Source organism: Idiomarina sp. OXR-189, from assembly GCF_034373425.1.
GTDB lineage: Bacteria > Pseudomonadota > Gammaproteobacteria > Enterobacterales > Alteromonadaceae > Idiomarina > Idiomarina zobellii.
In genome coordinates, this window is record NZ_CP139706.1 from 2,138,137 (window position 1) to 2,164,363 (window position 26,227).

The following is a 26,227-nucleotide window of genomic DNA, read 5'->3' on the forward strand; positions in this document are numbered from 1 at the left end:
GACCAAATGTTATGGCAACCTCTAAGGCATATGTTGAGGAATTATTAGCCCAGGCCGATATTCGCATTAACGGAAACCGCGCCTGGGATATGCAAGTTCATGACGAGTCTGTTTTTGATGAGGCTCTTTCGCGTGGCAACCTGGGACTTGGTGAGTCTTATATGGCTCGGCTGTGGGACGCCGAGTCACTGGATCAGTTCTTTTTTAAGCTGCTGCGCTCTGGCATTCAGGACGAAGTAAACCCTGCCCGGCTCATTTTTCACTCTCTGAAAAGCCGCTTATTTAACTTACAGGACAAGTCGCGTGCCTGGAAAGTCGGACAACACCACTACGACATGGGCAACGACCTGTATCAAGCCATGCTTGATGACAACATGGTCTATACCTGCGGTTATTGGGAAAAAGCAGATAACATAGACGACGCACAACGTGACAAACTAGAGCTATGCTGCCAAAAGCTGGGGCTGAAACCAGGCATGACGGTGCTGGATATTGGTTGCGGCTGGGGTAGCTTCATGAAGTACGCTGCTGAAAACTATGGTGTGAAATGTGTGGGCGTCACCATTTCCAAAGAGCAGGTGGCGCTGGGCGAGAAACGCTGTGAGGGGCTACCTGTCGAGTTCCGTTTACAGGACTACCGAGACTTAAACGAGCAGTTTGACCGAGTCATTAGCTTGGGCATGTTTGAGCACGTTGGGCAGAAAAACTACGACGACTATATGGATGTGGCATTACGCTGCACCAAGCCTGACGGACTTTTTCTGCTTCACACTATTGGTAAAAACGTCAGTGATACGGCGGCCGACCCATGGATAAGCAAATACATTTTCCCCAACGGGGAAGTTCCCTCTATTTCTCAAATTGGACAAGCACTGGAACAGAAGTTTGTCTGCGAAGATCTTCATAACTTTGGGGCGTATTACGATAAAACGCTCATGGCTTGGTTTGAGAACTTTGATGCGGCCTGGCCGCAGCTTAAAAGCCAGTTTGATGATGAGTTTTATCGCATGTGGAAATATTATCTGCTGTCTTGCGCCGGTGCTTTCCGCGCTCGCGACATTCAGCTTTGGCAGTGGGTATTGTCGCCTAAAGGTCAGCTCGACGGTTATTTAAGACCGCAGCTTTAACGCTGCGGTTTATCGTCTTCATAGACATCGGTGGTATTAAACTCGGACATAAACAGCTGCCAAAACACCAAGAATAGCGCGGCAATGAGAGGCCCTAAAACGAAGCCGGTAATACCAAATAATGCAATACCGCCCAGCGTTGAAAACAACACTAAATAATCCGGCAGTTTGGTATCACGTCCCACTAAAAGAGGACGCAGTACATTGTCGGCCAGACCAATGACCACTGCGCCGTAGGCTACTAGTATAGAGCCAGCAACCCAACTTCCCGTCGCAAAGAGGTAAATCGATACCGGCAACCACACCAAGCTTGCTCCCACTGCAGGTATTAGCGACAAGAACGCCATAACCACACCCCATAAAATCGGGCCGGGAATATCTAACAACCAAAATATAAGGCCACCTAACGCACCTTGCACCATAGCAACGACAATGTTTCCTTTTACTGTCGCACGAGTCACTTCGGCGAACTTTTGAAACAATTGGCGTTCACGTTCGTCACCCAGTGGCAATGCCTTCATCAAGACATACAGCAACTGCTTACCGTCGCGAAGCAAAAAGAAGGTCAAATACAGCATAAGTGCGACACTCATAATAAAAGCAAACGTATTTTGACCAATACTTAAAGCTTGCTCCGCGAACATTCGGCTTGCCGTCACAGCGAATGATGACAGGCGCTCTCTAACGTCGGCTGGCGTAATATCGAACTGAGCCAGTAAGTCATTAATAAAAGGAAATGCGGTTCTAATTTCTTCGAAAAACTCACCCGGGTTGACCTTGCCTGAGTCAAGCTTTTGATAAAAGCTCAGACCTTCCTGAACAAACGAATAAGCAATGCCTAACACCGGTAATACAACAATGAACAAGGCCACCATCAGCGTACTTAAGGCCGCTCGGTTTGGCTTCTCGCCAAAAATACTTTTCAGTTTTTCCTGAAGAGGAAAGAATATAACCGCCACTGCGCAAGCCCAAAATATAGCTCCCCAGAACGGTTTCAGTACCAATGCAAATACAACACTGACAAGCGCCAAAGCCAGTATGAACGAACGCCTTTCAATAGACTCACGCATGGTGATATTCCCTAACTATTTATTAAATCTTGGTAAATGTCGTAAACATGCGGGTCGTGAACATCTAACTGTTCAAGCGCGAGCTGTAGCTTCACCAAATACTCACTGTTTGGACCGCTTGGGCCTGACGCCTGCCCGATATGCTCAGCCAACTCTTTACTGCTGGCAGGCCCTAAGAAGGCTTCGTTGTCCTCGGTTGCAATATAGACAAGCCCTTCATGCTGGCTGCCGTCTCGAAACGTCATGGGTGTGGTAAAGCGTAAATAACCGTTTTTCTCACGATGATCTAAGTGCTCAAACACATCGGGCGTTACTTTGTAGGCCATACCCGTACACTTTTCTCCCGGCGTTTCGATTAATGTCAAAACGCGCCCCGGTGCTTCCGGCGTACCACGGTGGTCGTGTGACCCCTGCCAAAAACGTCGCGACCAACCTTCAATGTAAGCTGGTGCGCGCTCTAAGTAAGGAAAGTCGACCTTGTAAATCAACGACCCATAGCCGAACAGCCAAACCTCGCTATGACCACTTAAGTCGTGACGTTTCTTGTTTTCGGCTATGGTGTTTTGCGACATACTTCTCCCGTTACGGCTTGTCGTTATTTAAGTCTTCTTCCTGTCGGAGGTAACCGGCGGCTTCCTCATCAGACGTTTGCTGCTTCTCATCTAAACGTTCTTGAGAGCCTGGAATCGCGCGAGTCTGCTCATTAAGCTGATGAATTTGCGAGGCATTACCCAAGTCACGCTTGCTGGTCAGCGACGCTATTGACTCTCTGTCTTTCAAAAAGTCTATCACATCGTTTCGTATACTCTCGAGCTCCGCATCGGCTCTGTGCATTTCCAGAATATGCCGCGGGTGCTCGAGGTTTCTCATACCGGTAGCAGCAAAGGTCGTAGTTACTAATCGGGAAACAATAACCCAAGGGGTAATACTGCTTCTAACCAGCGTATTTTCAGAGCGTGTGCTGTCGTGAATACCGGTTCCGGTTGATATTTTAGACTCGGTGAATGTACCTTCACACTTAAAATAAATAAGTAACGACTCAAACTGGATCTCCGCGAAGAATAGGTGTGCTACATTCGCCAGCAAGTGGGCAAAGGCCTTCAACAAATAACCAATTAAAAAAACATGAATGGCTCCAACCGCCACAGTCGCGAATGCTAAAAGCTCAGCAGATGTATTCACTTGATAGTCAATGCCTCGCAAGAAGGCAGCAACTTCTGTCACTTCATAAGCCAAGAGAAAGGTTGCAATAATACCGCCAACAAACAGCAAATTGCCCAGCAGCAGACTTATAAAACGGAACTGACCAAACGATGCACCCAATTCCATATCTTTCACTTTTGGCTGTATTTCCTGGATCATCTCACCATTAAATGCGCCCTTACCATCTACTTGCTCTTGCAAGCTAGGGTTCAGTTCACGATAGACACGATTCGGCACTTCTTTGTAACGGCGATTCGCCATGACCAGGTTGTCGAGGTTTATAAATATTTCCTTCGGGTGCACTGACTCCTGCCAGTTTTCCCGCAGCTCTGATACTTCTGATACCGGGTTGGCTTTTGCAAGGCGCTTTTTAAGTAGCAAAACTGAAATGGCAGTAGATATTAATGCACCCAATGCGATGCCTGTTAGATAAAGCCCCGCATGAAACGAAGGCAACGCGGAAAACCAAACTTCTACTTCTGAGGCTGTCACGCTTTCAGAAGACATCCACCAGGAAAATACGAGCCCCACGACAACCGGCAGTAGCAGTGAGAAAACAACCGTTTTTGCCAAAGCTCCTGCGCCCATTGAGTCAATGGACTGCTCTGCATTTCGTGAAATTGATGTTCCCGCCTTGCGCCATACTTGAATTAAATAAAGCGTCAGCAATACGGTATAAACCGGAAAGGCGAGTTCCCCAGCCTCTCCGGCGAAACCTGCCAAAGACACAAACGCAGCAAAACCGAATGCTATCATGGCGGTAATAGTACGAACCCAGGCGCCAAGCAAACGCTGCGCCATATTACGCACGGGGTATGGCATAAATAGCAGCTTAGGAAAAACCGTATGGGCAATGCGCGCCAACAGTCCTTTAGGCTCTACAAAGGTCGCATTTTTACGACCCATAAGCATTTCTTCCAAGCCCCGATCGGTATAGCCAACATAAGGCATTTCTTCTTGTGAGGTACTGCGCTCCGACTTACTAAAGTTTCGAGCCAGAGACGTTGGGTGGTTACGGCCTACAAAATAGCGAAGCATGGCCATAATACCGCCACTGATGACTTTTATGCCAGCAATCAGCAGCAGTACACCGAATATAGCCAGAACCCAACCGGTAAGCGCGTCTTCTTTGACTGAGCCGGCCGCCGATACCAGCAAAAAGACAGCCGCGACTAGCTGTATACCGCCACGCAAGGCGGTGACAAGTCCCTCTGTTTTAAATGGGTTTTTAAGCCCTAGATCTATGGAGCCGTAATCAAAAGCCACTGACAATCCCCTATTCGCTTTAGACAAAACTAAAGGTTAAAGGTTAACGGCTCGTAAACTTTTGAGCAACGAAAATATCTCAGTTTTCTTTTTAAATCACCGACTTGGTAATCACAAAAATGCCCATTAGCACAAGAAACACAGCAAATCCTTTCTGGAGCTTTTCTTTGGGTAAGCTACGGCCGATTTTAGAGCCAAAAATACTCCCGAGAATTCCGCCGGCTATCATTATAGAAATAATAAACCAGTTAAACTCGACGTCGTTAGCTGACATGACTGCATAATATTTAAAGAAGCCGGCAATAGACTTAATGACGATAATTAACAAACTTGTACCAATTGCCACAGGCATTGATAGTCCGGCTAAAAGAACCAGTGCTGGTACAATGAGAAAGCCTCCGCCGACCCCAACAAAACCGGTTATCACACCCACCACTAAGCCCTCAAGCGTTACTTTGGCATAGTTCATTTCAGTAACATGGCCAGGAGGCTTAGGCTTACTGCGCCACATAAGTAATGCTGCAACTATCATTAATAGAGAAAAGACAAGTAACTGCCAGCGGCTATCAACTAATGTGCCTATCCACGCACCACCGTATGTACCTATCATCCCGGGAATACCAAATACCCAGAAGTGGCGCCAGCTTACGTTTTTCCGTCTTATGTAGGAAATTGAGCCAAACAAACTGATGCCGGCAACAATTAATAATGACGAGGCAATTGATTCACCTGCGGGCATACCCACTAAGTACATCAGCACAGGAACAGTTAGTATTGAGCCCCCGGAGCCAAATAAGCCTAAACTCAAACCAATAATCACAGCACCTAAAATCGCTAGCAGCATTTTTTTACCTCATATTCTTATTTGAAATATGATTATAACAAAAAAGAATTAAAACAAAAAAGGCCGCGCTTAGTACGCGACCTTTAACCTGTAAATTACTTGCTAACCCGCAGAAATTACTTAAGGTTCGTCAAGCGTAGATAAGGACGCAGTGTCTCCCAGCCTTGCGGGAATTTCGCTTTTGCATCTTCGTCAGAAACACTTGGACGAATAATAACCGGTTTACCGGGCTCCCAATCTGCAGGGCAAGCCACTTCTTGACTATCCGTTGTTTGCAGTGCATCGATTACACGCAAGATTTCGGCGAAATTACGACCTACAGTCATTGGGTAAGTCATCGTCAGGCGAATTTTCATATCCGGGTCAATAATGTAAACCGAGCGGATAGCCGCATTGTCATCTTCATCCGGATGAATCATGTCATACAGTTCAGCCACTGCTTTGTCTTTGTCAGCAACAATAGGAAACTCAAGCACAGTATTTTGTGTTTCGTTAACATCTTTAATCCAACCTAGGTGCTCTTCAACCGTATCAGTTGAAAGGCCTAGTGGCTTAACATTGCGTTTAGCAAACTCTGGAGCTAACTGCGCAGTGCGACCCATTTCAGTCGTACATACTGGCGTGTAGTCGGCCGGATGACTGAAGAAAAACGTCCAAGACCCTTTAGCCCATTCATGAAAGTCGATGGGGCCTGTGGTTGTTTCAATTTTAAAGTTAGGTGCGATAGTGCCAATACGTAAACTCATTAGTATTTCCTCTCTTTCGATTGTCGTCATTTAGTTAATTCAATTAATTAAAATTTATTCGCCGGAATTTTGAAGTAATGCTGTCCATCTTTCTCGGCAGGTGGTAATTGCCCTGCACGCAAGTTAACTTGCAGAGCGTGTAACATTCTGTCTGGCAGCGCCAAGGTTTCATCGCGTTCGTCTCGTACCTTTCGGTACTCCTGCTCGCTGACATCACCCGATAAATGCACATTGCTTTGTTTGTGCTGCGCCACAGTGGCTTCCCACTGAGCCTCGCGTCCGCCTTTTCCGTAGTCATGCCCAACAAACAAGCGTGTCTCTTCGGGAAGGCTCAAGATACGCTGCAATGATTCCCATAAATCTTTTGAAGAACCACCGGGAAAGTCAGCGCGTGACGTACCACTGTCTGGATACATAAATGTGTCATGCACAAATGCGGCGTCACCCACAATATAAGTAATTGAACCCAATGTATGACCCGGTGATAACCAGACTTTGACTTCAAGATCACCAATGCTGAAGGTATCCCCCTCTTTAAATAACCGATCGAAATCCTTTTTCGGATCGAAGAGCCCTGATACGTTGTAGTAATCGCTCCATAGCTCTGCTATTTCACAGGTCTTCTCTCCAATAGCATTAGGTGCACCGGTTTTCTCTTTTAAATAAGCTGATGCCATCAAGTGGTCAGCGTGCGGGTGCGTATCTAAAACCCATTCGATGGTTAGACCGTTGTCTTTCGCCAGCTCCAATACTTCGTCAGCGCTCTCAAATGACGTTTTTGCGCTGCGCGGATCGAAGTTCTGAACAACGTCAATAAGCGCCGCTTTTTTGGTATTAGGATCTGCAACGATATACTGAACAGATCCAGTGTCTTTTTCGTAGATTCCCCATACATCAGGAGAACTTCCACCTGTCGATGGGCTTTTGCGAATGATGCTTGTCATAATGACCTCCTCGCTTGAGTTTGGTTATAAGCATATAACAAAAAGTAATTACTTCAAGCGATCAGCCCATTTGAAAAACGATTACTTTAATCGTTATTTTAGATTTAAAATTTTGTTCTAATAGAATTGATAACTATAACTTATTGTTATTTGCCCATTGCTCTCTTTGGAGTTAGTGTTGGTTATATAGATATTACTTTTGGTCATATATTACTGAAGAGGCTTTATATATGTCATCAAAGAATCCTGTCGTTACTCACTTTTTCGATGAACCGACAAACACATACAGCTATGTTGTGCAGGATCCAGAATCTAAACACTGCGCTATCATTGACTCCGTACTCGATTTTGACTACGCCGCAGGCCGCACTAACACAGAGTCAGCTGAGGCTATATTGGCTTTTGTAAAAGAAAAGCAGCTTACCGTGGACTGGATTTTAGAAACCCACGTTCACGCTGACCACTTATCTGCGGCTCCTTATTTGCAAGAGAAAACCAGTGCAAAACTGGGTATTGGAGAACATATTAAGACCGTTCAGGAGACTTTCGGTAAAGCATTTAATGCGGGTACCGAGTTTGCTCGTGACGGTAGTCAGTTTGACCGGCTGTTTGCCGATGGAGATACCTTTAATATCGGTAATATTGAGGCAAGAGTACTACATACACCGGGTCATACGCCGGCCTGCCTTACCTATGTCATCGGCGACGCCGCGTTCGTTGGCGATACCCTATTTATGCCCGACTATGGCACCGCGCGCTGTGACTTTCCTGGCGGTGACGCTCGCACGTTGTACCGCTCTATACAGAAAGTATTTGCTTTGCCGGGCAACACTCGCTTATTTATGTGCCACGACTACAAAGCCCCCGATCGCGATGAGTATGCCTTTGAAACAACCGTTGCAGAAGAGAAGCAAAACAACATTCATGTCGGTGGCGGAAAAACCGAAGAAGAGTTTGTGAAAATGCGTACCGAGCGCGACGCGACACTGGGTATGCCCCGGTTAATCCTCCCCTCAGTACAAGTCAACATGCGCGCAGGGCAAATGCCGCCAGCAGAAGATAACGACCAACGTTACCTGAAAATTCCGCTTAACCTATTCTAAATGAGGTCTTGTTATGGAACGTCGTAAACTCAGCCCGTTTATCAGTGTTTCACCACAGATCTCTGTCGAGGATGTCGGTGTTGCTGCATCTCTGGGTTTCAAAACCATCGTCTGCAATCGCCCTGATAACGAAAGCGACGATCAAATCAATGCCGACAAAATTAAGCAGGCAGCTGAGAGAAATGGACTAACATTTAAACACTTACCCGTAGTTTCCGGGAATATCACCGACGATGATGTAAGTGCGTTTGCGAAGCTGATGGCCGATATCAAAGGCCCCGTACTCGCTTATTGCCGCACCGGCACTCGTTCATGTACCTTGTGGGCGTTGACAGAGGCTGCTCATCTAGCTCCACAAACGTTACTCGATACAGCTCAAGAAGCAGGCTACGACCTCTCAGGTCAGCAATCCCGTATGCAGCAACGCTTTGAGCAAAGCACTGCTGACACTTCTCAAGCAAACGCCCCTTCGGTCAACAAACATACAGTGGTCATCGTTGGCGGCGGAGCCGGTGGCCAGTCAGTTGCCGCTAGTATTCTAAAGCGCCAACCGCAAACCGATATTGCTATTGTTGAGCCGGCTGAAGCACATTATTACCAGCCTGGATGGACCCTAGTCGGCGGTGGCGTTTTTGAGCGTGAGCAAACCAAACGACAGATGCGCGACATCATGCCGAAGGCCGCCAAGTGGTACCAAACCGCAGTCAGTCAGTTCCTGCCTGAGCAGCAACGCATCGTCCTCGAAAATGGTGACCAAATTGCGTATCAAAGTCTGGTTGTAGCAACCGGACTCAAACTAGACTGGGAAGCAATTCCGGGATTAAAAGAAAGTCTGGGGCTGCATGGTGTCACTTCAAACTATCGGTTTGATCTTGCACCGTACACTTGGAAATTAGTACAGGCCACCCGCAAGGGTAAAGCCATTTTCACGCAACCGCCAATGCCGATAAAGTGTGCTGGAGCTCCACAAAAAGCAATGTATTTATCTTGCGACGAATGGAAGCGTAGTAACTTTCTAAAAGACATTGATGTTGAGTTTTGCACGGCAGGCGCAGCTCTTTTCGGCGTCAAAGACTACGTACCGGCGTTGCAAAAATACGTTGATAGCTATGGCATCAATTTACAGTTTCAGCATAATTTAATTGCTGTAGACGGTCCCAATCAAAAAGCAACGTTTGCAGTAACTGACAGCAACGGCCATACCTCTGAAGTAGAGAAGTCATTCGATATGTTACATGTTTGTCCGCCGCAAAAAGCGCCTGACGTTATTGCCAAGAGCCCATTAGCCGATAAAGCAGGATGGGTAGATGTCAGTGCAGAAACACTTCAGCACAAACAGTATGGCAACATTTATGCCGTTGGAGATGTGGCTAACGCACCTAATGCGAAAACCGCTGCAGCAGTTCGTAAACAGGCCCCGGTCGTTGCCGAAAATGTACTGTCGACGCTTGCAGGTAAACCCGCAATGGCGGTTTACGAAGGCTATGGCTCTTGTCCATTGACGGTAGAGCGCGGAAAAATCGTATTGGCTGAATTTGGTTATGGCGGCAAATTACAACCTACCTTCCCAGCCTGGTTAGTTGACGGCACAAAACCGACTCGCTTGGCTTGGTTCCTAAAAGAGAAAATGTTGCCGTGGCTATATTGGGATATCATGCTTAAAGGCAAGGAATGGCTAGCCAAGCCTAAACACCTCAGTCACCGACCTGAACCGCATAGCGCACCTGACGCCTGCAATTTCGAAGAAAAGAAATAAACCTTTCCCAACCTAGTGGCGGCTACTCATTCTCTCCGGTAGTCGCTGCTTTTTAGTTAAAACGGTTTAAGTACTACCGTTTCCCCCTGTGGAATTTTCGGGTTATCAAGTTCGTTTGGCCCAAGGTGGCTAATAATAATCCACGTTTTGTCCTTGTAGGCAGCAACGATATTTTCCAGCATTCTTTTCGCCAGTTGACGCTCGAGCCCCGCAAAAGGCTCATCTAACAAAATAATGGGACGCCCTTGTAATAAAACTCTTGCTAACACAAGTCTCCGTAATTGACCGCCTGATAGCATCACGCCTCTGGCACCAACCAGGGTATTCAGTGATTCCGGTAAGGCCCTTACTACATTATCCAGTTCCACTAACTGCAATACCGCCCAGAGTTCTTCATCGCCGATAGGTTGATGCGATAGGTTCAGGTTTTCTCTTATCGACCCATCCAATACTTCCGTTCTTTGCGTTAAAAAGCTGATATGGTTATCTACATCCGCCCCTTGCGATAAGGTGATTTTTCCGGTGAAACAGGGCAGCCACCCCATAATGGCTTCGGCTAACGAGCTTTTACCAAGGCCTGACGGACCATTCAGCCAATGTACATAACCGGGTTTAAACTGTGCCGATACCGGCCTTATCAGGACTCGCTTGCCTCGTTTGACACTGATGTTATCCAGCGTCAAGGAAATAGCTTTTTTCAGAGGCTTGCTGCTGTGACTCTTTACTGGCTTCCGCACTGAGGTTTCATTAGCTAACAAGTGTTTCGCTGCCGCTACCGTTTTTCCATAGCCTCCCCATTGAGACGGTAACTCCGCTGCAATCTCTTGCCATGCTAGCGCTGAGAGCACCAACATAATCATTTCAGCGCTGCTTATCATACCCGTCTCAAAAGCAAAGCCTGAAAGTATCACCGCTAGCAAAAAGACGCTGTGAGAGAATATTTCGACAAGCCATAGTGTTTTATGCTGAATTGCCAGCTGCTTGTCGTCGAGCTGCTCTTGTCGTTGGGCTTGCTTTAGTAACGCCTGCCGGTGGGTTTTATACGCCCCCCATGCGAGTAGCTCAGTAGCTGACTCAGTAAACGCCATCGACTGCCGCCGCAAACGCTGTGTTGATTGCAGTTGTTGCATTGCCAAAGCACGTGTTTGCTTTGCCATTCGAACACTGACAAAGAGCACAAGCAATGCCGCTATTGCCAGTGCTATCGCTGCCGAAGGAATACAGATTCCCCAAAAGAGAATCAACAGACACGACGATAATACGAAAACCAACACCGGCGCCATAAGCCTTAACAGCAGGTTATCCATGGCATCCAAATTACGCGTTAAATATTGCACGCCGTCGGCAACTCGCAAAGGGGCTAAGCTTGCCAGCGAACGGCCTTGTAGTCTTTTGAACAGCGCGACACGCCAGCGCGCTTGTAGCTTTAAAACAGCATCGTGATTGATCAAACGCTCTACATAGCGGCTCAGAGTACGCGTCACAGCAAAAAAGCGAATTCCGGCCCCCGGTGTGTAAATATCAAATGCAGTATATAAAGCGGCGGCTGTTATAAACCAACCAGACAATGACAATAGACCAATACCAAATAACGCAGTCGCTGTCGCAAGCCCCAAGCCAATAAAAATCTGAAGCCGGACACTTCTAAGCTGCTTAAGCCAGGGCTTTAAATATTGCCAGTCACGGTGATTCATGCCGACACCTTTATTAATTGCGTAGCCCGTTTAATAAGTAATGGATCATGACTTGCGACAATGACGGTATTGCCATCATGGGCATAACTCTGTAAGCACTTTCTAATAGCTTCCGCAGACACTTCGTCAAGATTCTCCGTCGGCTCATCGGCGATAATGACAGCTCGTTGAGATAATAGGCAACGTGCTAACGCAAGCCGACGCTGCTCACCTCCAGATAGTCCGACCCCGTGCTCTGAAAGCTTAGTGCCAAGTCCCTCAGGGAGCGTTGCCAGAAGCTTACCAAGACGCACCTGTGCTAATGCTTCGAAAATTTGTGCGTCACTGTGATGCTCGAATATGTTGAGGTTAGCACGCAAGCTGCCTGCGGTTAGGAATGGTTGCTGAGCAAAATAGGCAATTTGGTGAGTACTTTCGACTTGTTGAGATAACTGTCCCTGAAACGGCAGCTGCCCCAACAGAACTTTGACTAGCGTCGTTTTACCGCTGCCTGAGTCACCTGTTATTACACAAAGCTCCCCCCGCGCTATCTCGCTATCAGGAAACTTTAATTGCTTATTAGCTCCGCTACTGCCAAATGTCACGCTTAGGTTATTCCAAGCATAAAGATGAGTGTCTTTGCGCAAATCATCACTAGTACCAGAGCTTTCTTCAGCGGTAAGGCTATCTTTATTTAACTCGCACAATAAGGTCGCGGCACCAACAGCCGCCGCGCGATCGTGGTAACTTTGCGCAAATTGTCGAAGTGGCGCAAAGTATTCCGGCGCCAGCAGCAAAACGAAGAGCCCTGTAAATAAGGTTAATTGGTCAGCGCCTAACCAGTCGATATAACCCAATAGACCAAAACCCACATACAAAGCAACACCGGCAATCGCCACACTGGAAAAAAACTCCAGCACAGCTGACGATAAAAACGCAATACGAAGAGTCGACATAGTGGCTTTGCGGTAATCTTCGCCCGCTACTGCGACATCATTAACAGCAGCAGTACCGGCACCAAATAGCTTTAACGTCGTTAGGTTGCGTAATTTGTCAGTAAATACACGGCTCAACGCAAACGTTTGTTGTGCATGTTTTTGGCTTAACCTTTCAGCCCCTATACCAACAAGCGCCATAAAAACCGGAATAATCGGTCCTGAAATTAGGAGTAAAGCACCAACAACTGGGTTTAAGTAAAAGCACACCAGTAAAATAAGTAACGGAGAGGTGACGACCAAATACTGTTGCACCAAATAGCGGCTGAAGTAGCCCTTCAAAGATTCAATAGGCTCTAATTGCAACGAACCGTCTGCTGCCGCTAACGGCTTTCCCGCTAACACTTTTCGCTGCCAGTCGTCAGCAAGCTTCTGACGAGCTTGTTGGCTTGCCAATAATGTCGCTCTGCGCAGAAACTGTTGCTGTATTTGCGGCAGCGTTGCTCTTAACAAACTGGTGAGCGATAACCCGCTCAATAGCATTGGCTGAGACCAAAGTGAGTGTCCACTCACAAATAATCTTTCGGCCAATAGTGCCAGGAATGATAACTGCCCGATGACAGCCACTGTTTTTAATAAACCTAACAAAAACGCCCACTGAATGGGGCGTTTTACGTAAGCAGCAAGCTGCTTTAAATAGGCTGAAGCAGACGCAAAATCAGCGTTCATTCACCATTCCTAATGATAACCCTGGTCAGCTTTGACCTTACCTCGGAATACCCAATAGGTCCAAGCGGTATAGACCAGTACAATTGGAATAACGAATAGCAGCCCTATTAACAGAAACAGCTGAGACTCGTGTGCTGACGCCGCATCCGCAAGAGTATAATTCGGCGGTACTACGTAAGGCCATTTACTTGCCAACAAGCCTAAATACGTAAAGATAAATAGCGCCATGGTCGCAATAAATGGCGTGCCTTCGCGACGCTGACTAACAGACCGATAAATCCAGAATGCACTGAGTAAACCGAGTATAGGCAGTAGCCAAATTGCAGAGAAGCCACTAAACCAGCGCTCAGCCACAAATGCATCGACAAACGGAGTCCAAACGCTAATGACAAGGAAAATGATTAACACAGCTGCCAATAGTGGTTTAACAAGCTTGTAAGCCCAATCTTGAGTCGCTCCTTCTGACTTCATCACTAACCAGGTTGCACCAAGCAGTGCATAACCCGCAACCAAACCTACACCGGTCAAAACAGTGAAGGGTGTTAGCCAATCTAATGCACCGCCAACGTACCGCATATTCTCTGTTTCAAAACCTTGAATGTAAGCGCCCACTACCGCGCCCTGTGCAAACGCTGCAACGGTGGAGCCAATAGCGAATGACCAGTTCCATAAGTACCTGGACGAATGCGCTTTAAACCTGAATTCAAAGGCTACACCACGGAAAATGAGCCCTGCCAGAAGTAAAAACACACCAATATAAAGTGCAGGTAAGAAGATTGAATAGACTAAAGGAAAAGCAGCCAACAACCCGGCTCCACCAAGCACTAACCAGGTTTCGTTGCCGTCCCAAACAGGGGCAACCGAATTCATCATAATATCTCTATCTTGTTCGCTCGGTGCGAACATAAACAGGATACCCTGCCCCAAGTCAAAGCCGTCCATCAGTACATACATGATGACACCAAAGGCAATGATTGCAGCCCAAATATAGGTTAAGTCAAAAACGGGTTCACTCATAACTGACATCCTTAATCAAAGCTTGCTTCAGCAGCAGACAGTGGGCGTTTCGGACGATGTTTCTCATCATCGTGTTGTTTGGTACCTTCTGTACCTGTACGAATAACTCGCGTCAGATAGTAAGCGCCAGCAGCGAAAACAAACGCATAAACTAAGAAGTACCCAATCAAAGTAAACAGTGCCATCCCACCCGTTAACGATGGAGTAACTCCCTCTGCGTGCGTCATTTGCCCATAAATCAAATAAGGCGCGCGACCCACCTCGGTGACGAACCAGCCGGCCAATACAGCAATAAACGGACTTAGCGTCATTAAACGCAGTGTTTGTAAGTACCAACGCTTATGCATATAGGCTTTGTTACGTCGCAGGAACAGTCCAATAACAGCAACCAACACCATTAACAAACCCATAGCCACCATAATCCGGAAGGACCAGAATACGATAGGTACATTTGGCTGTAACTCCGGTGGCTGCTCTTTCACACCAGGAATTTCACCGTCCCAGTCGTGAGTTAATATGAAGCTAGCCATTTTCGGAATGCCCACTTCAAAGTGGTTGGTTTGCTGCTCTTGATCTGGAATTGCAAACAATAACAAAGGCGCGCCTTTTTGCGTTTCCCAGTTACCTTCCATCGCCGCCACTTTAGTTGGCTGATGCTCAAGCGTATTTAAGCCGTGCAGGTCGCCAATAAAGACTTGTAGTGGCGTCAGGAATAATAGCAGCCAAAGCGTCATCGATAATGCTTTACGATGTAACTCCGTGTCCCGCTTTTGAATCAGGAACCAGGCACTAACACCTGCAACCACAAAACCACCGGTCAAGAATGAAGCCAAGCCCATGTGAGCAAATCGATACCAGAAAGACTCGTTAAAGATGGCCGCCGACCAATCGACTACATGGTAGATACCGTCACGAATCTCTACCCCTGCAGGCGTTTGCATCCAGCTGTTAGCCGAGAGGATCCAGAATGACGAAATAAAGGTACCAATAGAGACCATCAACGCCGCAAAGAAATGCACACCGTTAGGCACTTTGCCTCGACCAAATAGCAATACCCCTAGAAACGCAGCTTCAAGGAAGAATGCTGTCACAACCTCGTAACTAAGCACAGGCCCCAGGAAGTTTGCGGTTGCCAGAGAGAAATTACTCCAGTTCGTACCAAACTGAAACGACATGACAATGCCTGACACAACTCCCATGCCAAAAACAACAGCGAAAACCTGCGTCCAGAACGCACCTAAACGTTCCCATTTCGGGTTATTGGTTTTGAATGCAAGGCCGTAAATGAGTGCAATATAAGACGCCAGTCCGATAGTAAATACCGGGAAAATGGCATGGAAAGACACAACAAATGCGAATTGAATTCGCGAGAGGAACAGCGGGTCAAGTTCCATCACATCATCTCCTAACTAAGGATTTAAGTCATTCTAAACAATAACCTTACAATATCAAGGGTTATTGATTTTGATTTTTTGATCTAACAACAAAAGCCCCACGAATATCGCCAACGTCAAAACCTGTTGCTTTATCGTTTGGGTACTTTTCGGTAATAGCCTTTCTTAGTTCAGGTTCAATATTCGAACCATGGCACGCCGCACACTGCGGCTGCATAACGAGGGCTTTCATCCACACCGTATGCCCTTCTTCATTCGTGTAGCGCTGAGTCGGTACGTTTTCTTTCGTTTTGCTCCATAACCGCTCGAACTCTTTTAGAACCTGCTCTTGCTTTTTAGTCGGTTCATTCTGCAGGTTTCTCACTTTCAAAGACGTACGTCCAACGCTTAGGTTTAGTTCATCACTCACCGCACTGGCAATTTCTGGTGCCTGCTCGTTACAAACAGAAATTGCAGCAACATGACCGTCTTTCTGAATGGTCGACATAAGCACCTTACCTAAACGCTGTTGCAACTGCTTCGCCGCCTCTTCGTAATTTTCTTCACTAGCAAACGCGGATGTTGATATACTAAGAAACACTATTGCAGATATAAGACGCGATACAGTGAACATAGTTAACCTCTCAGTTGAATTTTACGTTTAGGTTATATGTTTATACTGTTTAGTTCTATTGGAATTTTTGAGACATATTGTCGCAGGGGTAATCAACATTAATTTCGCAGTTTACAACCACTCAAAATAGTCAATAATGAGTTTATGACAACATCACCTTCAAACCGGAGTCTTAGTAGCATTAATAATGTCGATATTGAAAGTATACGCAAAAATATAGAAAAGCTGCCAATGCTGCCAGTGGTTGTCTATGAACTCATGAAGTACAACCCTGATAGCAAAGACTTTTACGATATTGTTTTAAAACTCGCTCAAGCCGATCCGCCGCTTGCCACCGCATTGCTAGGGTACGCCAACTCTGCCGCTTTCGCGCAACATGAAGCGACAAAAGTCTCCAGTGTTAAAGCCGCTCTCTCTCGCGTCGGCGCCAAACGTTTATTTGAGCTTCTCTTTGCACAGTCAGTGACCCGGGTTTTCCTGCCACGCAAAGCAGAACACCGAGAACTTTGGAAGCATTCACTGCAAGTAGCTCAGTTCGCCAGTTATTTAGTCGAGAGATCAGAGCACCAATATGTCGACCCTCAACAAGTATATATGGCGGGTCTACTTCACGACATTGGCCGTTTTGTCATATTGCAGTTAGCACCTCACGCCATAGACAAAACAGAAGAAAAAGGTTGGCACACAGCAAATGAGCTTATTGATGTCGAAAAAGAAATAACAGGACACACTCATGCTGAAGTCGGGTTGAGCGCTTGTAAAAAACTTCATTTACCAAGGGTTATCGGTATAGCCGTTCAGTACCATCACACACCCGAAGTATTTAATAGTAAAGCCTTGTCGAAAGAAAACAGACAGTTATTAACTGCTATTATGATTGCAGATGAAATGAGCTTCTTTTTAGCAAATAACAAAAAAAATGCACACCTTCCTCCTGCTGAAATAAAAAAAACGCTAAAGGAGTCGGTTTTAAGCGAACATATCGACACCGAGATAGTGCCCTTCAACAAGTTCTGCTATGAGTTTGGTAAAGCCCAACATCAGGTTGAGCGAACATTGGATTCGTTGGGAATAGGTGACTCAACCCATAAAGTCAACCCACATTAGTATGTAGACAGCTAATTGACAATGGTAACGATGCGTATCAATCTAAAACGAATCTCTTCCTAAACGAAAAGCTATGAAAACAATTGTAGAACATTTAGCTCAATACGCCGCTTACCACCGCAACCGTAAGAACGTTGCAACACACTTAATTGGTATTCCGATGATTGTTGTGGGTATTTTAACGCTGCTTTCGCGGCCAGTTTTGCCCATGGAGTTTATGATTATTACGCCTGCCAGCATTGCCGTTTTCCTGTCGATTATTTTTTATGTTCGGCTGGATATCCCATTAGGCCTGCTTATGACGATTTTGCTATGGTTTGCGTTGGCTGCCGGCCGATACTTTGCGGCTATGCCAACTGAGCTATGGCTCAGTTGGGCCATTGGCTTGTTTGTTGTAGGTTGGGTATTCCAGTTTATTGGCCATTACTTCGAAGGTCGCAAACCGGCTTTTGTTGATGACATTATGGGCTTAGCCGTCGGTCCGTTATTTGTCGTGACCGAAGTTGTATTTATGCTGGGCTTGCGAAAAGAGTTAAAAGCCGACGTTGAGCGTCAATTAGAACAATAAGTCCCAAGGCTGGCTTGGTTAAAGTCAGCCTTGAATATTCACTAATGACTTAGTTGTCTTCGGTGTTTAAGCTTTTCTCTTTTCTCGGTGGGTTCACCCAATACACATAATTACCTCCTGAACAGTCTAAACCGCTCATTACTGAGTATAGAATCTGCTCAATTTTTCGCCTCAACTAAATCTCTTTAGTAATCAATCAAGTATTTTATTGCCCTTAAAATTTTAAACTTGTATGGTTCCAACAACACCTAAAACTGATTAATAGAAAATATTGGTATGACTTAATGAAGCGCTTAATATTTATCGTTCTGGCCATTTTTTTAACTTGCTCTTTTGCTCTCAGCGCTCAAGCAGAGAAACTTAAACAAGTCTCCTTTTCAGAGGTGCTTGAACTTTCCTCAGGTAGTTCCGTTAAAAAACACAGTTATGGCACCCACCCCTCTCAGTTCTTTGAGTATTGGCCAGCGAAAAACAATGCAGCTGAAGCAGCAAATGTCATTTTCATTCATGGCGGTTGTTGGCTTAAAGACTACGATATCCGCCACAGTTACCCATTAAGCACCGCGTTGGCGAAAGCAGGCTTTAACCTTTGGTCAGTTGAATACCGCCGTTTAGGAGAGAACAATGCGGCATGGCCAGCCAGCCTCAATGATGTGTCAAAAGCCATTGAAAACATACTTCAACAGACCAACGGCAAGCCAACGGCAGTGATGGGTCATTCGGCAGGTGGGCATTTGGCTCTGCTGGCAACATCGAAAAATTACAAATACGCTGAGCATATCGATGCCGTTATCGGGTTAGCCGCAATAACCGATATGCAGGTCTATGTAGCTGAAGATGGCAGTTGTAACCAAGCAGCGAAAACGCTTATCAATACCGCACAAAGTGACTTTAACTTGGCAGAGGCCGACCCAAAACAACAGCCGCTGCATCATAATACCTGGTTACTGCAGGGCTCTGCCGATAACATAGTACCAATGAGCCAAACGGAAGTATTCGGCGTAGGTAACGTAAACACCTTGATAATAGATGACGCAGGCCACTTCGACATGATTCACCCTAAAACCGATACCTGGACAATCATTATTCAGCAGCTGAACAAAGAATTGAAACCATGAATGTAACTGATGTAGAAGTCTTAGATAGCAATGACCCGTTGGCCAAATATCGTGATGAGTTTCACCTTCCTGAAAACACCATTTATCTGGACGGCAATTCACTCGGTGCGCTGCCCAAACGAGTCAAAAAAAGGGTCAAAGAGGTTACCGAGCAACAATGGGGTAACGACTTAATAAGCAGCTGGAACCAACATAACTGGGTCAGTTTACCTCAACAAGTTGGCGAAAAAATTGCGCCAATTATAGGCGCGTCGGAAGGTCAGGTAATATGCTGCGACTCTATTTCTGTCAATTTATTCAAACTGCTAAGCGCTGCGCTTAGTTTTAACGGCACAAACAGCCGCAACAAAGTCATTTCAAGCCACGACAATTTCCCTACGGATCTTTACATAGCTCAGGGGTTGCAGGGGCTTCTGGGTGAACAGCGCTGCCAATTCGTTGACGTTCAGGAAGATAATTTGCTTCGCAGTATCGACGACTCAACCGCTGTCGTTATGGTCACCGAAGTGAACTTCCGCAGCGGTAAACGGCTGGACATTAAATCGTTAACCGAAAGGGCTCATCAGCATGGTGCGCTTATTATTGTTGACTTAGCGCACAGTGCCGGTGCTATGCCTGTTCACCTGGATAACTGGAACGTCGATATGGCCGTCGGTTGTACCTATAAATACCTCAATGGTGGGCCAGGTGCTCCGGCCTTTGTTTACGTAAACAACGCCTTGCAAAATAAATTACAACAACCCATTGCCGGTTGGTTTGGTCATCAAAACCCATTTGAATTTGACCCCCAGTATCAACCTGACAGCGGCATTAAACAGTTTCTCGCTGGCACACCATCTATTATTTCAATGTCAGCAATCGATGCTGCATTGGAGCTGTTTGACGATCTAGATTTGCAAACCGTGCGTAAAAAGTCAGTAACATTAACGACATTGTTTGACGACTTAATCAATCAATACGGTTTAAGTGACCAGCTACAACGTCTTTCCTCGGCGTCAGCTGACGACCGTGGCAGCCAACTGAGTTACTCGTTCGTGTATGCTTACGAGCTGTGTCAGGCGCTGATAGACCGGGGCGTCATTGCGGACTATCGAGCTCCGAACTTTATTCGTTTTGGCTTTGCGCCACTTTATAACAGCTATAAAGATGTATGGAACGCTGTTGAGCAAATACGAAACGTCATGCAAACAGATGCGTATAAAGAGTCACGTTACGCAGAGCGCCAGGCAGTCACTTAAACGCTATTTTGGAGGTTTTATGGGAAATACAGTATCAGGAAATGACTACCAACCACCTAAAGTGTGGAAGTGGGAGCAAGAAAGTGGCGGCAAGTTTGCCAGTATTAATCGCCCTGTGGCTGGCGCTACGTATGACAAAGAATTACCTGTGGGTAAGCACCCGCATCAGTTGTATTCGCTGGCAACCCCGAACGGACAGAAGGTCACAATTTTATTTGAAGAGCTGTTGGAGAAAGGCATAGATGCTGCCGAATACGACGCCTATATTATCGATATTACTGAGGGTGAACAGTTCAGCAGTGGTTTTGTAGAGATAAACCCGAATTCAAAAATTCCGGCACTGCTCGACAACTCCACAACGCCAGCAACCCGCGTATTCGAGTCAGGTTCAATACTGCTCTATTTAGCGGAAAAGTTTGGAGAGTTTTTACCCAATGAGCCTGCCAAACGTACCGAGTGCCTAAACTGGCTCTTCTGGCAGATGGGCAGTGCACCTATGTTAGGTGGTGGTTTTGGCCATTTTTATGCCTATGCACCGGAAAAACTGGAGTACCCCATCAATCGCTACACCATGGAAGTAAAACGTCAGCTTGATGTGCTCGACAAGCAACTGGCTGACAACGACTATATTGCCGGCAACGATTACACTATTGCCGACATGGCCATTTTCCCTTGGTACGGCGCCTTAGTATTAAACGAAGTTTATGAAGCCGCTGAGTTTTTACAAGCACACGAGTATAAAAACGTGGTGGCCTGGGCGAAGCGCATCAACGAGCGTCCGGCCGTAAAACGCGGTCGTCGTGTGAACAAAGTTTGGGGCGAAGAAAGCGAACAATTACGCGAGCGCCACAGCGCCAGCGACTTTGAGTAGAGGTTACATTCAGGATGCGTTTTCTAACACAGTTTCTATTGGTCGTTTCGGTTGTGCTGGTCGCTGGCTGCTCGTCGGGCGACTGGCGGGATGCGTCGCGTGAGCCAGCAGGCATTGCACCCAACCCAGCGGTAGAGCAAGAGGCCGTTATTGAGGCGTATGCCGCCGATGCCTTCGGTTGGCGAGGTTGGTTTGCGGTACACACCTGGTTAGCGGTAAAACCTGCCAGCGCTGCTGAATATACCGTGTATGAAGTGGTCGGCTGGGGTGTCGAACATGGTCGCCCTGCTCTGCGGGTTTATCAAACCAAAACCCCTGACCGTTACTGGTACGGCGCTAAACCTGAAAAGCTACTATCGGTTAAGGGTCCGCAAGCCGCCGAAATAATCCCACGCATTAAAAAGCTATCGAGTGCTTATCCCTGGGCGAACCAATACAAAGTTTTGCCTGGTCCCAACAGCAACACCTTTCCGGCTTGGATAGGCTTGCAGATACCAGAATTAGGGCTGAAGCTTCCCTTTAGTGCTTATGGCAGTGGCTACGCCGATAATGATCAATGACTGAAAGTGTGGGATAATCCCGCACTTTCTCAGCTCTTCTATTTACAAGCGAAAGTCCCTCTCTATGGAAATCAATGTTCGTTTTCTCGAAAACATGCGCCTTGAGGCGAAGTTTGATGACTTCACCGTCATTTCTGACCAACCCATTCGTTATAAAGGCGATGGTTCAGCACCCGGGCCGTTTGACTATTTCTTAGCGTCATCGGTCATGTGCGCGGCTCACTTTATTCGTCTGTATTGTGATGCGCGCGACATTCCAACCGAGAACATTCGCATTTCCCAGAACAATGTTGTCGACCCGGAAAACCGCTATCAACAGCTGTTTAAAATTCAGGTGGAACTACCGGCAGACATCGATGAGAAAGATCGCAAAGGCATTATTCGTGCAGCTGAACGCTGCGCCGTTAAGCGGGTTATTGAGAACGAATTGGCGTTTGACGTTGAAGCTGTGGAAAGCATCACGCAGGACGCTCAGGCATTACTCACTATTGACCCAAGCGGTGACGAGAAAACCTACATTGAAGGCAAAGACCTGCCCTTAGAAGACACCATTAACAACATGACCAAGCTGTTAGCTGACTTGGGTATGAAAATAGAGGTGGCGTCCTGGCGCAACATTGTGCCAAACGTTTGGTCACTGCATATTCGTGACGCCGCGTCGCACATGTGCTTTACCAACGGCAAAGGCGCCAGCAAAGAAAGTGCATTATGCTCGGCGTTGGGTGAATTTATAGAGCGCTTAAGCTGCAACTTTTTCTACAATGACCAGTATTTTGGTGAAGAAATTGCCAATGCCGACTTTGTTCATTACCCGCGAGAAAAGTGGTTTCAGCCCGGGCCAAATGATGAACTACCGGAAGAAATACTCGATGAGCGAACGCGCGAGTTTTATGATCCTGAAGGCGAACTACGCGGCTCTCACTTAATTGACACCAATTCAGGACGTGTCGATCGAGGTATTGTGTCACTGCCGTTTGTGCGTCATTCCGACGGAGAAACCATCTATTTCCCGTCAAACCTCATTGAGAACTTATACTTAAGTAACGGTATGAGCGCCGGCAATACATTGGCGGAAGCGAAAGTGCAGTGCTTGTCAGAAATTTTTGAGCGCGCGGTTAAGAAGCAAATTATTGAAGACGAAATTACCCTACCCGACGTGCCGCAAAACGTTCTGAATAAATACCCTGATATTGTTGCCGGTATAAATGCCCTTGAGGAGCAAGGCTACCCGGTATTGGTAAAAGACGCTTCACTTGGCGGACAATTCCCGGTTATGTGTGTGACACTGATGAACCCACGTACAGGCGGTGTGTTTGCTTCTTTTGGTGCGCATCCGAGCTTTGAAGTCGCATTAGAGCGCAGCTTAACGGAGCTATTACAAGGTCGCAGCTTTGAAGGACTGAACGACTTACCACCGCCAACCTTTAATTCTATGGCGGTGTCCGAGCCAAACAACTATGTAGAGCACTTTATTGACTCCTCTGGTGTCGTGTCCTGGCGCTTTTTCAGTGCCAAGTCAGACATTGAGTTTGTGGAGTGGGATTTTGCATCCCCAACCAATGAAGAAGAAGCCGACACCTTGTTCGGTATTCTGAAGGAACTGGACAAAGAAGCCTACATTATGGTGCACGAAGACTTAGGGGCTCCGGTTTGCCGCATCTTAGTGCCGGGTTACTCCGAAGTGTATCCGGTTGAGGACTTAGCCTGGGACAACACCAACATCGCGTTGCAGTACCGCGAGGACATTCTGAACCTACATCGCCTGTCAGACGAGCACCTGGAAGATCTCGTCGAGCGATTAGAGGACAGCCAACTCGACAATTACATGGACATTATTACCCTTATCGGTATTGAGTTTGATGAAAATACCGAGTGGGGGCAGCTCACTATTTTAGAGCTTAAGTTGCTTATTTATCTAGCACTGCAACGTCGTGAAGACGCTCAAGAGTACGTTGAAATGTTCCTGCAGTATAATGACAACACACCAGAGCGGGTGCTGTTTTATCGGGCGGTGGAAGCCGTGCTGGAAATCACCCTCGACGACGAATTAGAGCTGAGCGATTACCGCTATAATTTAGGGCGTATGTACGGTGAAGACGTCATTGAGGCAGTTATAGGTTCTGTACAAGGCACCACACGCTTTTACGGCCTGACGCAAACCAACATGCAACTGGAAGGCATCGACCGTCATCTGAAGCTGCTGGACAGCTACAAAAAGCTACATCGTGCGCGAGCTAAGAGCGCTAGTTAATTTTAAAGCGGCCCACGGTCGCTTTCAGCTCTGATGAAATATCTCTTAAACTACTGAAGTCAGACTGCATAGAGTTAGAGTGCGCTACCATTTGTTCCGTTAAGCTATGAACGCTTTCTAACTCACCATTGACTTCAGCAGCAAGTGCCCGTTGGTCTTCTGTCGACGTGGATATACTGTGGTTCATTTGCGTCACTTTTTGCATCGCTCGCTCAATTTGGGTAATCGCATTCAGTACCAACTCAACTTGCTCTTCACCGTCATTACTCATGGCGTCTGTTTGCTCCATAGCAGCTTTGACTTTAGTCGCTCCGGCTTGCAACTTTTCAACCGTTTTCTGAATATGGTCAATGGAGTCCTGAGTTCGGGTTGCCAGTGTTCTAACTTCGTCCGCCACTACCGCAAAACCTCGTCCCTGCTCACCAGCTCGAGCTGCTTCAATCGCCGCATTTAACGCTAATAAGTTAGTTTGTTCCGCAATTCCGGTTATTACGTCTAAAACGGTGGTAATATCCGCAACATCATCGTTAAGACTTTGAACAGCTTCCGTTGCGCTGGATATAGAACGCGATACTTCACTAATAACTTGTTGCGTTTTATGCGAATTATTCGACACGACTTTGACCGATTCCGCCGCATCATCAACTGACTGGGACGCATCACGCGCATAATCAGCTATTGTCTCGCTGGTGGCATTCATTCTCTGAACCGCCTCAACAATTCGCGCTATTTGCTGTTGTTCGTTATGCACTTCACCGTTCAGTTCATTCACAGTGCCGGATACTCGATCAGCTGCCCCATTCACCTGTTCTGAGGACTGATTCGCATGTGCAACGAGCTGCTGTATCCTGTCTGAGAATCGGTTAAATTCGCGCGCCATAGTTCCGACTTCATCATCAGAATCTATTTCCAAGCGTTGAGTTAAGTCGCCGTCACCTTGAGCAACATCTTTCATCGCTGCGGCAATCGTTTTGACTGGCTTAAACACTTTCATTGACACGTAGTAGGTCACTAACGTCAGAACGATAATAATAGCTAACAGGCTACTGAAAGACATCCAGCGAGCGTTGGCTATTGGCACCTCTATCATTTCGCTTGGAACCAATAACCCTAGTTGCCAATCGATATAAGGCACTTCAGATTTCACAGGGACATAAAATACTTGATAGTCTTCTCCCTTCCACGTTAAGGAGATGCCGCTTTCTCGCGGGCTTTTTGACATGGTTTCAGATAACTTATCAAAACCTTGAGTTTCAGACTCCAAAGCTGACGAATAAACACTATCTAATTTTCCAATAGGCGTATTCAGATCCAGTTCAATATCCTGAGTCGGAAAGTAAACTAACTCATTTTTTTCATTCACCAAAAACGCCTTACCTTGCCCTTGGTAATTTATACTGTCAATAAGCTCAGCAATGGTTGTAATTAATATATCAACCCCACCAACACCTACAAGTTCACCCTGTTGGTTTTCTATGGGCATCTGCAATACTGAAGAAATTGTTTTGTCCGTCGCGTCAACCTGAGGAGACGTCAAATATAAACGCCCCTCTTCTATCGCGTTATGCCACCATGGACGCTTATTAGTAAAGTAGCCCTTGGTTGGGTCGCCCGCATCGGGCCCCGAAGTATCAACACCAATACGACCTTCCTCATAAAGGTATTCATAGGTGTTCGCAGACCCCATAAAAACAGATTTAACGGTGGGGTCATTCTGAACAATAGTTTCAAAGGACTCCTTTATTGATTGAAAATCTGAGTCCGTCGAGAGATCCTTCCCTCTTTCAGTATACTGAGTTAACCATCGAGTAATTCGCGGTTCCGTTAAAAGGGTAGTGGGAATTCGGGCTCTCTCACTGAAAAAGCTATTAATTTCAGCAGCTCTTAGCTCAATAAGCTCGGCAACCTGGGCTTCTGTTTTCTCTCGAGTTAGCTCAGCGATTGTTTGAGTAACAAATACACCAAACGCAGCCAGTAAAACAATCAAAACGCCTGAAATAGACAGAATAAGCTTACGCTGCAAAGAGCCTTTTATTTGCATGGTCCCACCGTTTTTTATTTTTATACACGTTGATATTATCGGCTAATTCATGG

22 protein-coding genes are annotated in these 26,227 nt (G+C 46.5%); 10 read left to right on the top strand and 12 right to left on the bottom strand.

All coding sequences use genetic code 11. The features are described 5' to 3' along the window. The first annotated feature begins 11 nt into the window (after positions 1-11). Positions 12-1,127 (top strand): cyclopropane fatty acyl phospholipid synthase, encoded by a 1,116-nt coding sequence (gene cfa, locus UM402_RS10560; RefSeq protein ID WP_058576182.1) that lies wholly within the window; start codon positions 12-14, stop codon positions 1,125-1,127. On the opposite strand, the gene UM402_RS10565 is transcribed toward cfa, so the two are convergent. The 6 genes from UM402_RS10565 to UM402_RS10590 all read right to left on the bottom strand — a co-directional run bounded on the left by UM402_RS10565 (position 1,124) and on the right by UM402_RS10590 (position 7,200). After that, a complete protein-coding gene (locus UM402_RS10565; RefSeq protein WP_058576181.1) occupies positions 1,124-2,197 on the bottom strand; it encodes an AI-2E family transporter in 1,074 nt (357 codons plus the stop codon). The genes cfa and UM402_RS10565 overlap by 4 nt on opposite strands. 11 nt (positions 2,198-2,208) lie before the next feature. Further along, complete coding sequence (locus UM402_RS10570; protein WP_053953687.1) at positions 2,209-2,769, bottom strand: gamma-glutamylcyclotransferase; 561 nt, start codon at positions 2,767-2,769, stop codon at positions 2,209-2,211. Positions 2,770-2,779: 10 nt separating this feature from the next. Continuing rightward, complete coding sequence (locus UM402_RS10575; protein ID WP_058576180.1) at positions 2,780-4,666, bottom strand: hypothetical protein; 1,887 nt, start codon at positions 4,664-4,666, stop codon at positions 2,780-2,782. 91 nt (positions 4,667-4,757) lie between these two features. Next, positions 4,758-5,510, bottom strand: coding sequence for a sulfite exporter TauE/SafE family protein (locus tag UM402_RS10580; protein WP_322295308.1), 753 nt, complete (start codon positions 5,508-5,510; stop codon positions 4,758-4,760). A gap of 116 nt (positions 5,511-5,626) precedes the next feature. Continuing rightward, positions 5,627-6,256 carry a peroxiredoxin gene (locus UM402_RS10585; protein WP_058576179.1) on the bottom strand — a complete coding sequence of 210 codons (630 nt, stop codon included), beginning with the start codon at positions 6,254-6,256 and terminating at the stop codon, positions 5,627-5,629. 47 nt (positions 6,257-6,303) lie between these two features. Beyond that, positions 6,304-7,200, bottom strand: a complete 897-nt coding sequence (locus UM402_RS10590) for an MBL fold metallo-hydrolase (protein ID WP_053953684.1) — start codon at positions 7,198-7,200, stop codon at positions 6,304-6,306. Between the two features lie 230 nt (positions 7,201-7,430). Between UM402_RS10590 and UM402_RS10595 the strand changes: the two genes are divergently transcribed. Together UM402_RS10595 and UM402_RS10600 are read left to right on the top strand one after the other, a co-directional pair. After that, entirely contained in the window at positions 7,431-8,303 is an 873-nt protein-coding gene (locus UM402_RS10595) for an MBL fold metallo-hydrolase (protein ID WP_053953683.1), read from the top strand. Positions 8,304-8,316: 13 nt separating this feature from the next. Further along, the gene (locus tag UM402_RS10600; RefSeq protein WP_058576178.1) at positions 8,317-10,059 is read left to right on the top strand and encodes a bifunctional protein tyrosine phosphatase family protein/NAD(P)/FAD-dependent oxidoreductase; all 1,743 of its coding nucleotides are present in this window, start codon (positions 8,317-8,319) and stop codon (positions 10,057-10,059) included. A 56-nt stretch (positions 10,060-10,115) separates the two neighbouring features. Here the strand turns inward: UM402_RS10600 and UM402_RS10605 are convergent, their stop codons facing one another. The 5 genes from UM402_RS10605 to UM402_RS10625 form a co-directional block, all read right to left on the bottom strand. Next, a complete protein-coding gene (locus UM402_RS10605) occupies positions 10,116-11,753 on the bottom strand; it encodes an amino acid ABC transporter ATP-binding/permease protein (protein ID WP_058576177.1) in 1,638 nt (545 codons plus the stop codon). After that, positions 11,750-13,396 carry an ABC transporter ATP-binding protein/permease gene (locus tag UM402_RS10610; protein WP_058576176.1) on the bottom strand — a complete coding sequence of 549 codons (1,647 nt, stop codon included), beginning with the start codon at positions 13,394-13,396 and terminating at the stop codon, positions 11,750-11,752. The genes UM402_RS10605 and UM402_RS10610 overlap by 4 nt, the downstream gene beginning before the upstream one ends. 9 nt (positions 13,397-13,405) lie before the next feature. Then, entirely contained in the window at positions 13,406-14,413 is a 1,008-nt protein-coding gene (gene cydB, locus UM402_RS10615) for a cytochrome d ubiquinol oxidase subunit II (protein WP_058576175.1), read from the bottom strand. A gap of 11 nt (positions 14,414-14,424) precedes the next feature. Beyond that, entirely contained in the window at positions 14,425-15,807 is a 1,383-nt protein-coding gene (locus UM402_RS10620; RefSeq protein WP_058576174.1) for a cytochrome ubiquinol oxidase subunit I, read from the bottom strand. Between the two features lie 61 nt (positions 15,808-15,868). Continuing rightward, positions 15,869-16,420 carry a Tll0287-like domain-containing protein gene (locus tag UM402_RS10625; protein WP_058576173.1) on the bottom strand — a complete coding sequence of 184 codons (552 nt, stop codon included), beginning with the start codon at positions 16,418-16,420 and terminating at the stop codon, positions 15,869-15,871. A 144-nt stretch (positions 16,421-16,564) separates the two neighbouring features. On the opposite strand from UM402_RS10625, the gene UM402_RS10630 reads away from it, so the two are divergent. The 7 genes from UM402_RS10630 (at position 16,565) to UM402_RS10660 (ending at position 24,133) form a co-directional block, all read left to right on the top strand. Continuing rightward, positions 16,565-17,527 (top strand): HDOD domain-containing protein, encoded by a 963-nt coding sequence (locus UM402_RS10630; protein WP_058576172.1) that lies wholly within the window; start codon positions 16,565-16,567, stop codon positions 17,525-17,527. A gap of 73 nt (positions 17,528-17,600) precedes the next feature. After that, positions 17,601-18,095 (top strand): DUF962 domain-containing protein, encoded by a 495-nt coding sequence (locus UM402_RS10635; RefSeq protein WP_058576171.1) that lies wholly within the window; start codon positions 17,601-17,603, stop codon positions 18,093-18,095. A 284-nt stretch (positions 18,096-18,379) separates the two neighbouring features. Further along, a complete protein-coding gene (locus tag UM402_RS10640) occupies positions 18,380-19,213 on the top strand; it encodes an alpha/beta hydrolase (RefSeq protein WP_058576170.1) in 834 nt (277 codons plus the stop codon). After that, positions 19,210-20,451, top strand: a complete 1,242-nt coding sequence (kynU, locus tag UM402_RS10645) for a kynureninase (RefSeq protein WP_058576169.1) — start codon at positions 19,210-19,212, stop codon at positions 20,449-20,451. The genes UM402_RS10640 and kynU overlap by 4 nt, the downstream gene beginning before the upstream one ends. 19 nt (positions 20,452-20,470) lie before the next feature. Beyond that, the gene (gene yghU, locus UM402_RS10650) at positions 20,471-21,322 is read left to right on the top strand and encodes a glutathione-dependent disulfide-bond oxidoreductase (RefSeq protein ID WP_053953673.1); all 852 of its coding nucleotides are present in this window, start codon (positions 20,471-20,473) and stop codon (positions 21,320-21,322) included. Positions 21,323-21,336: 14 nt separating this feature from the next. Then, positions 21,337-21,882 carry a DUF3750 domain-containing protein gene (locus UM402_RS10655; protein WP_058576168.1) on the top strand — a complete coding sequence of 182 codons (546 nt, stop codon included), beginning with the start codon at positions 21,337-21,339 and terminating at the stop codon, positions 21,880-21,882. A gap of 64 nt (positions 21,883-21,946) precedes the next feature. Next, the gene (locus UM402_RS10660; RefSeq protein ID WP_058576167.1) at positions 21,947-24,133 is read left to right on the top strand and encodes an OsmC domain/YcaO domain-containing protein; all 2,187 of its coding nucleotides are present in this window, start codon (positions 21,947-21,949) and stop codon (positions 24,131-24,133) included. Here UM402_RS10660 and UM402_RS10665 read toward each other — a convergent pair. Beyond that, a complete protein-coding gene (locus UM402_RS10665; RefSeq protein WP_058576166.1) occupies positions 24,126-26,174 on the bottom strand; it encodes a methyl-accepting chemotaxis protein in 2,049 nt (682 codons plus the stop codon). The two genes, UM402_RS10660 and UM402_RS10665, sit on opposite strands and share 8 nt — an antisense overlap. Between the last annotated feature and the right edge of the window lie 53 nt (positions 26,175-26,227).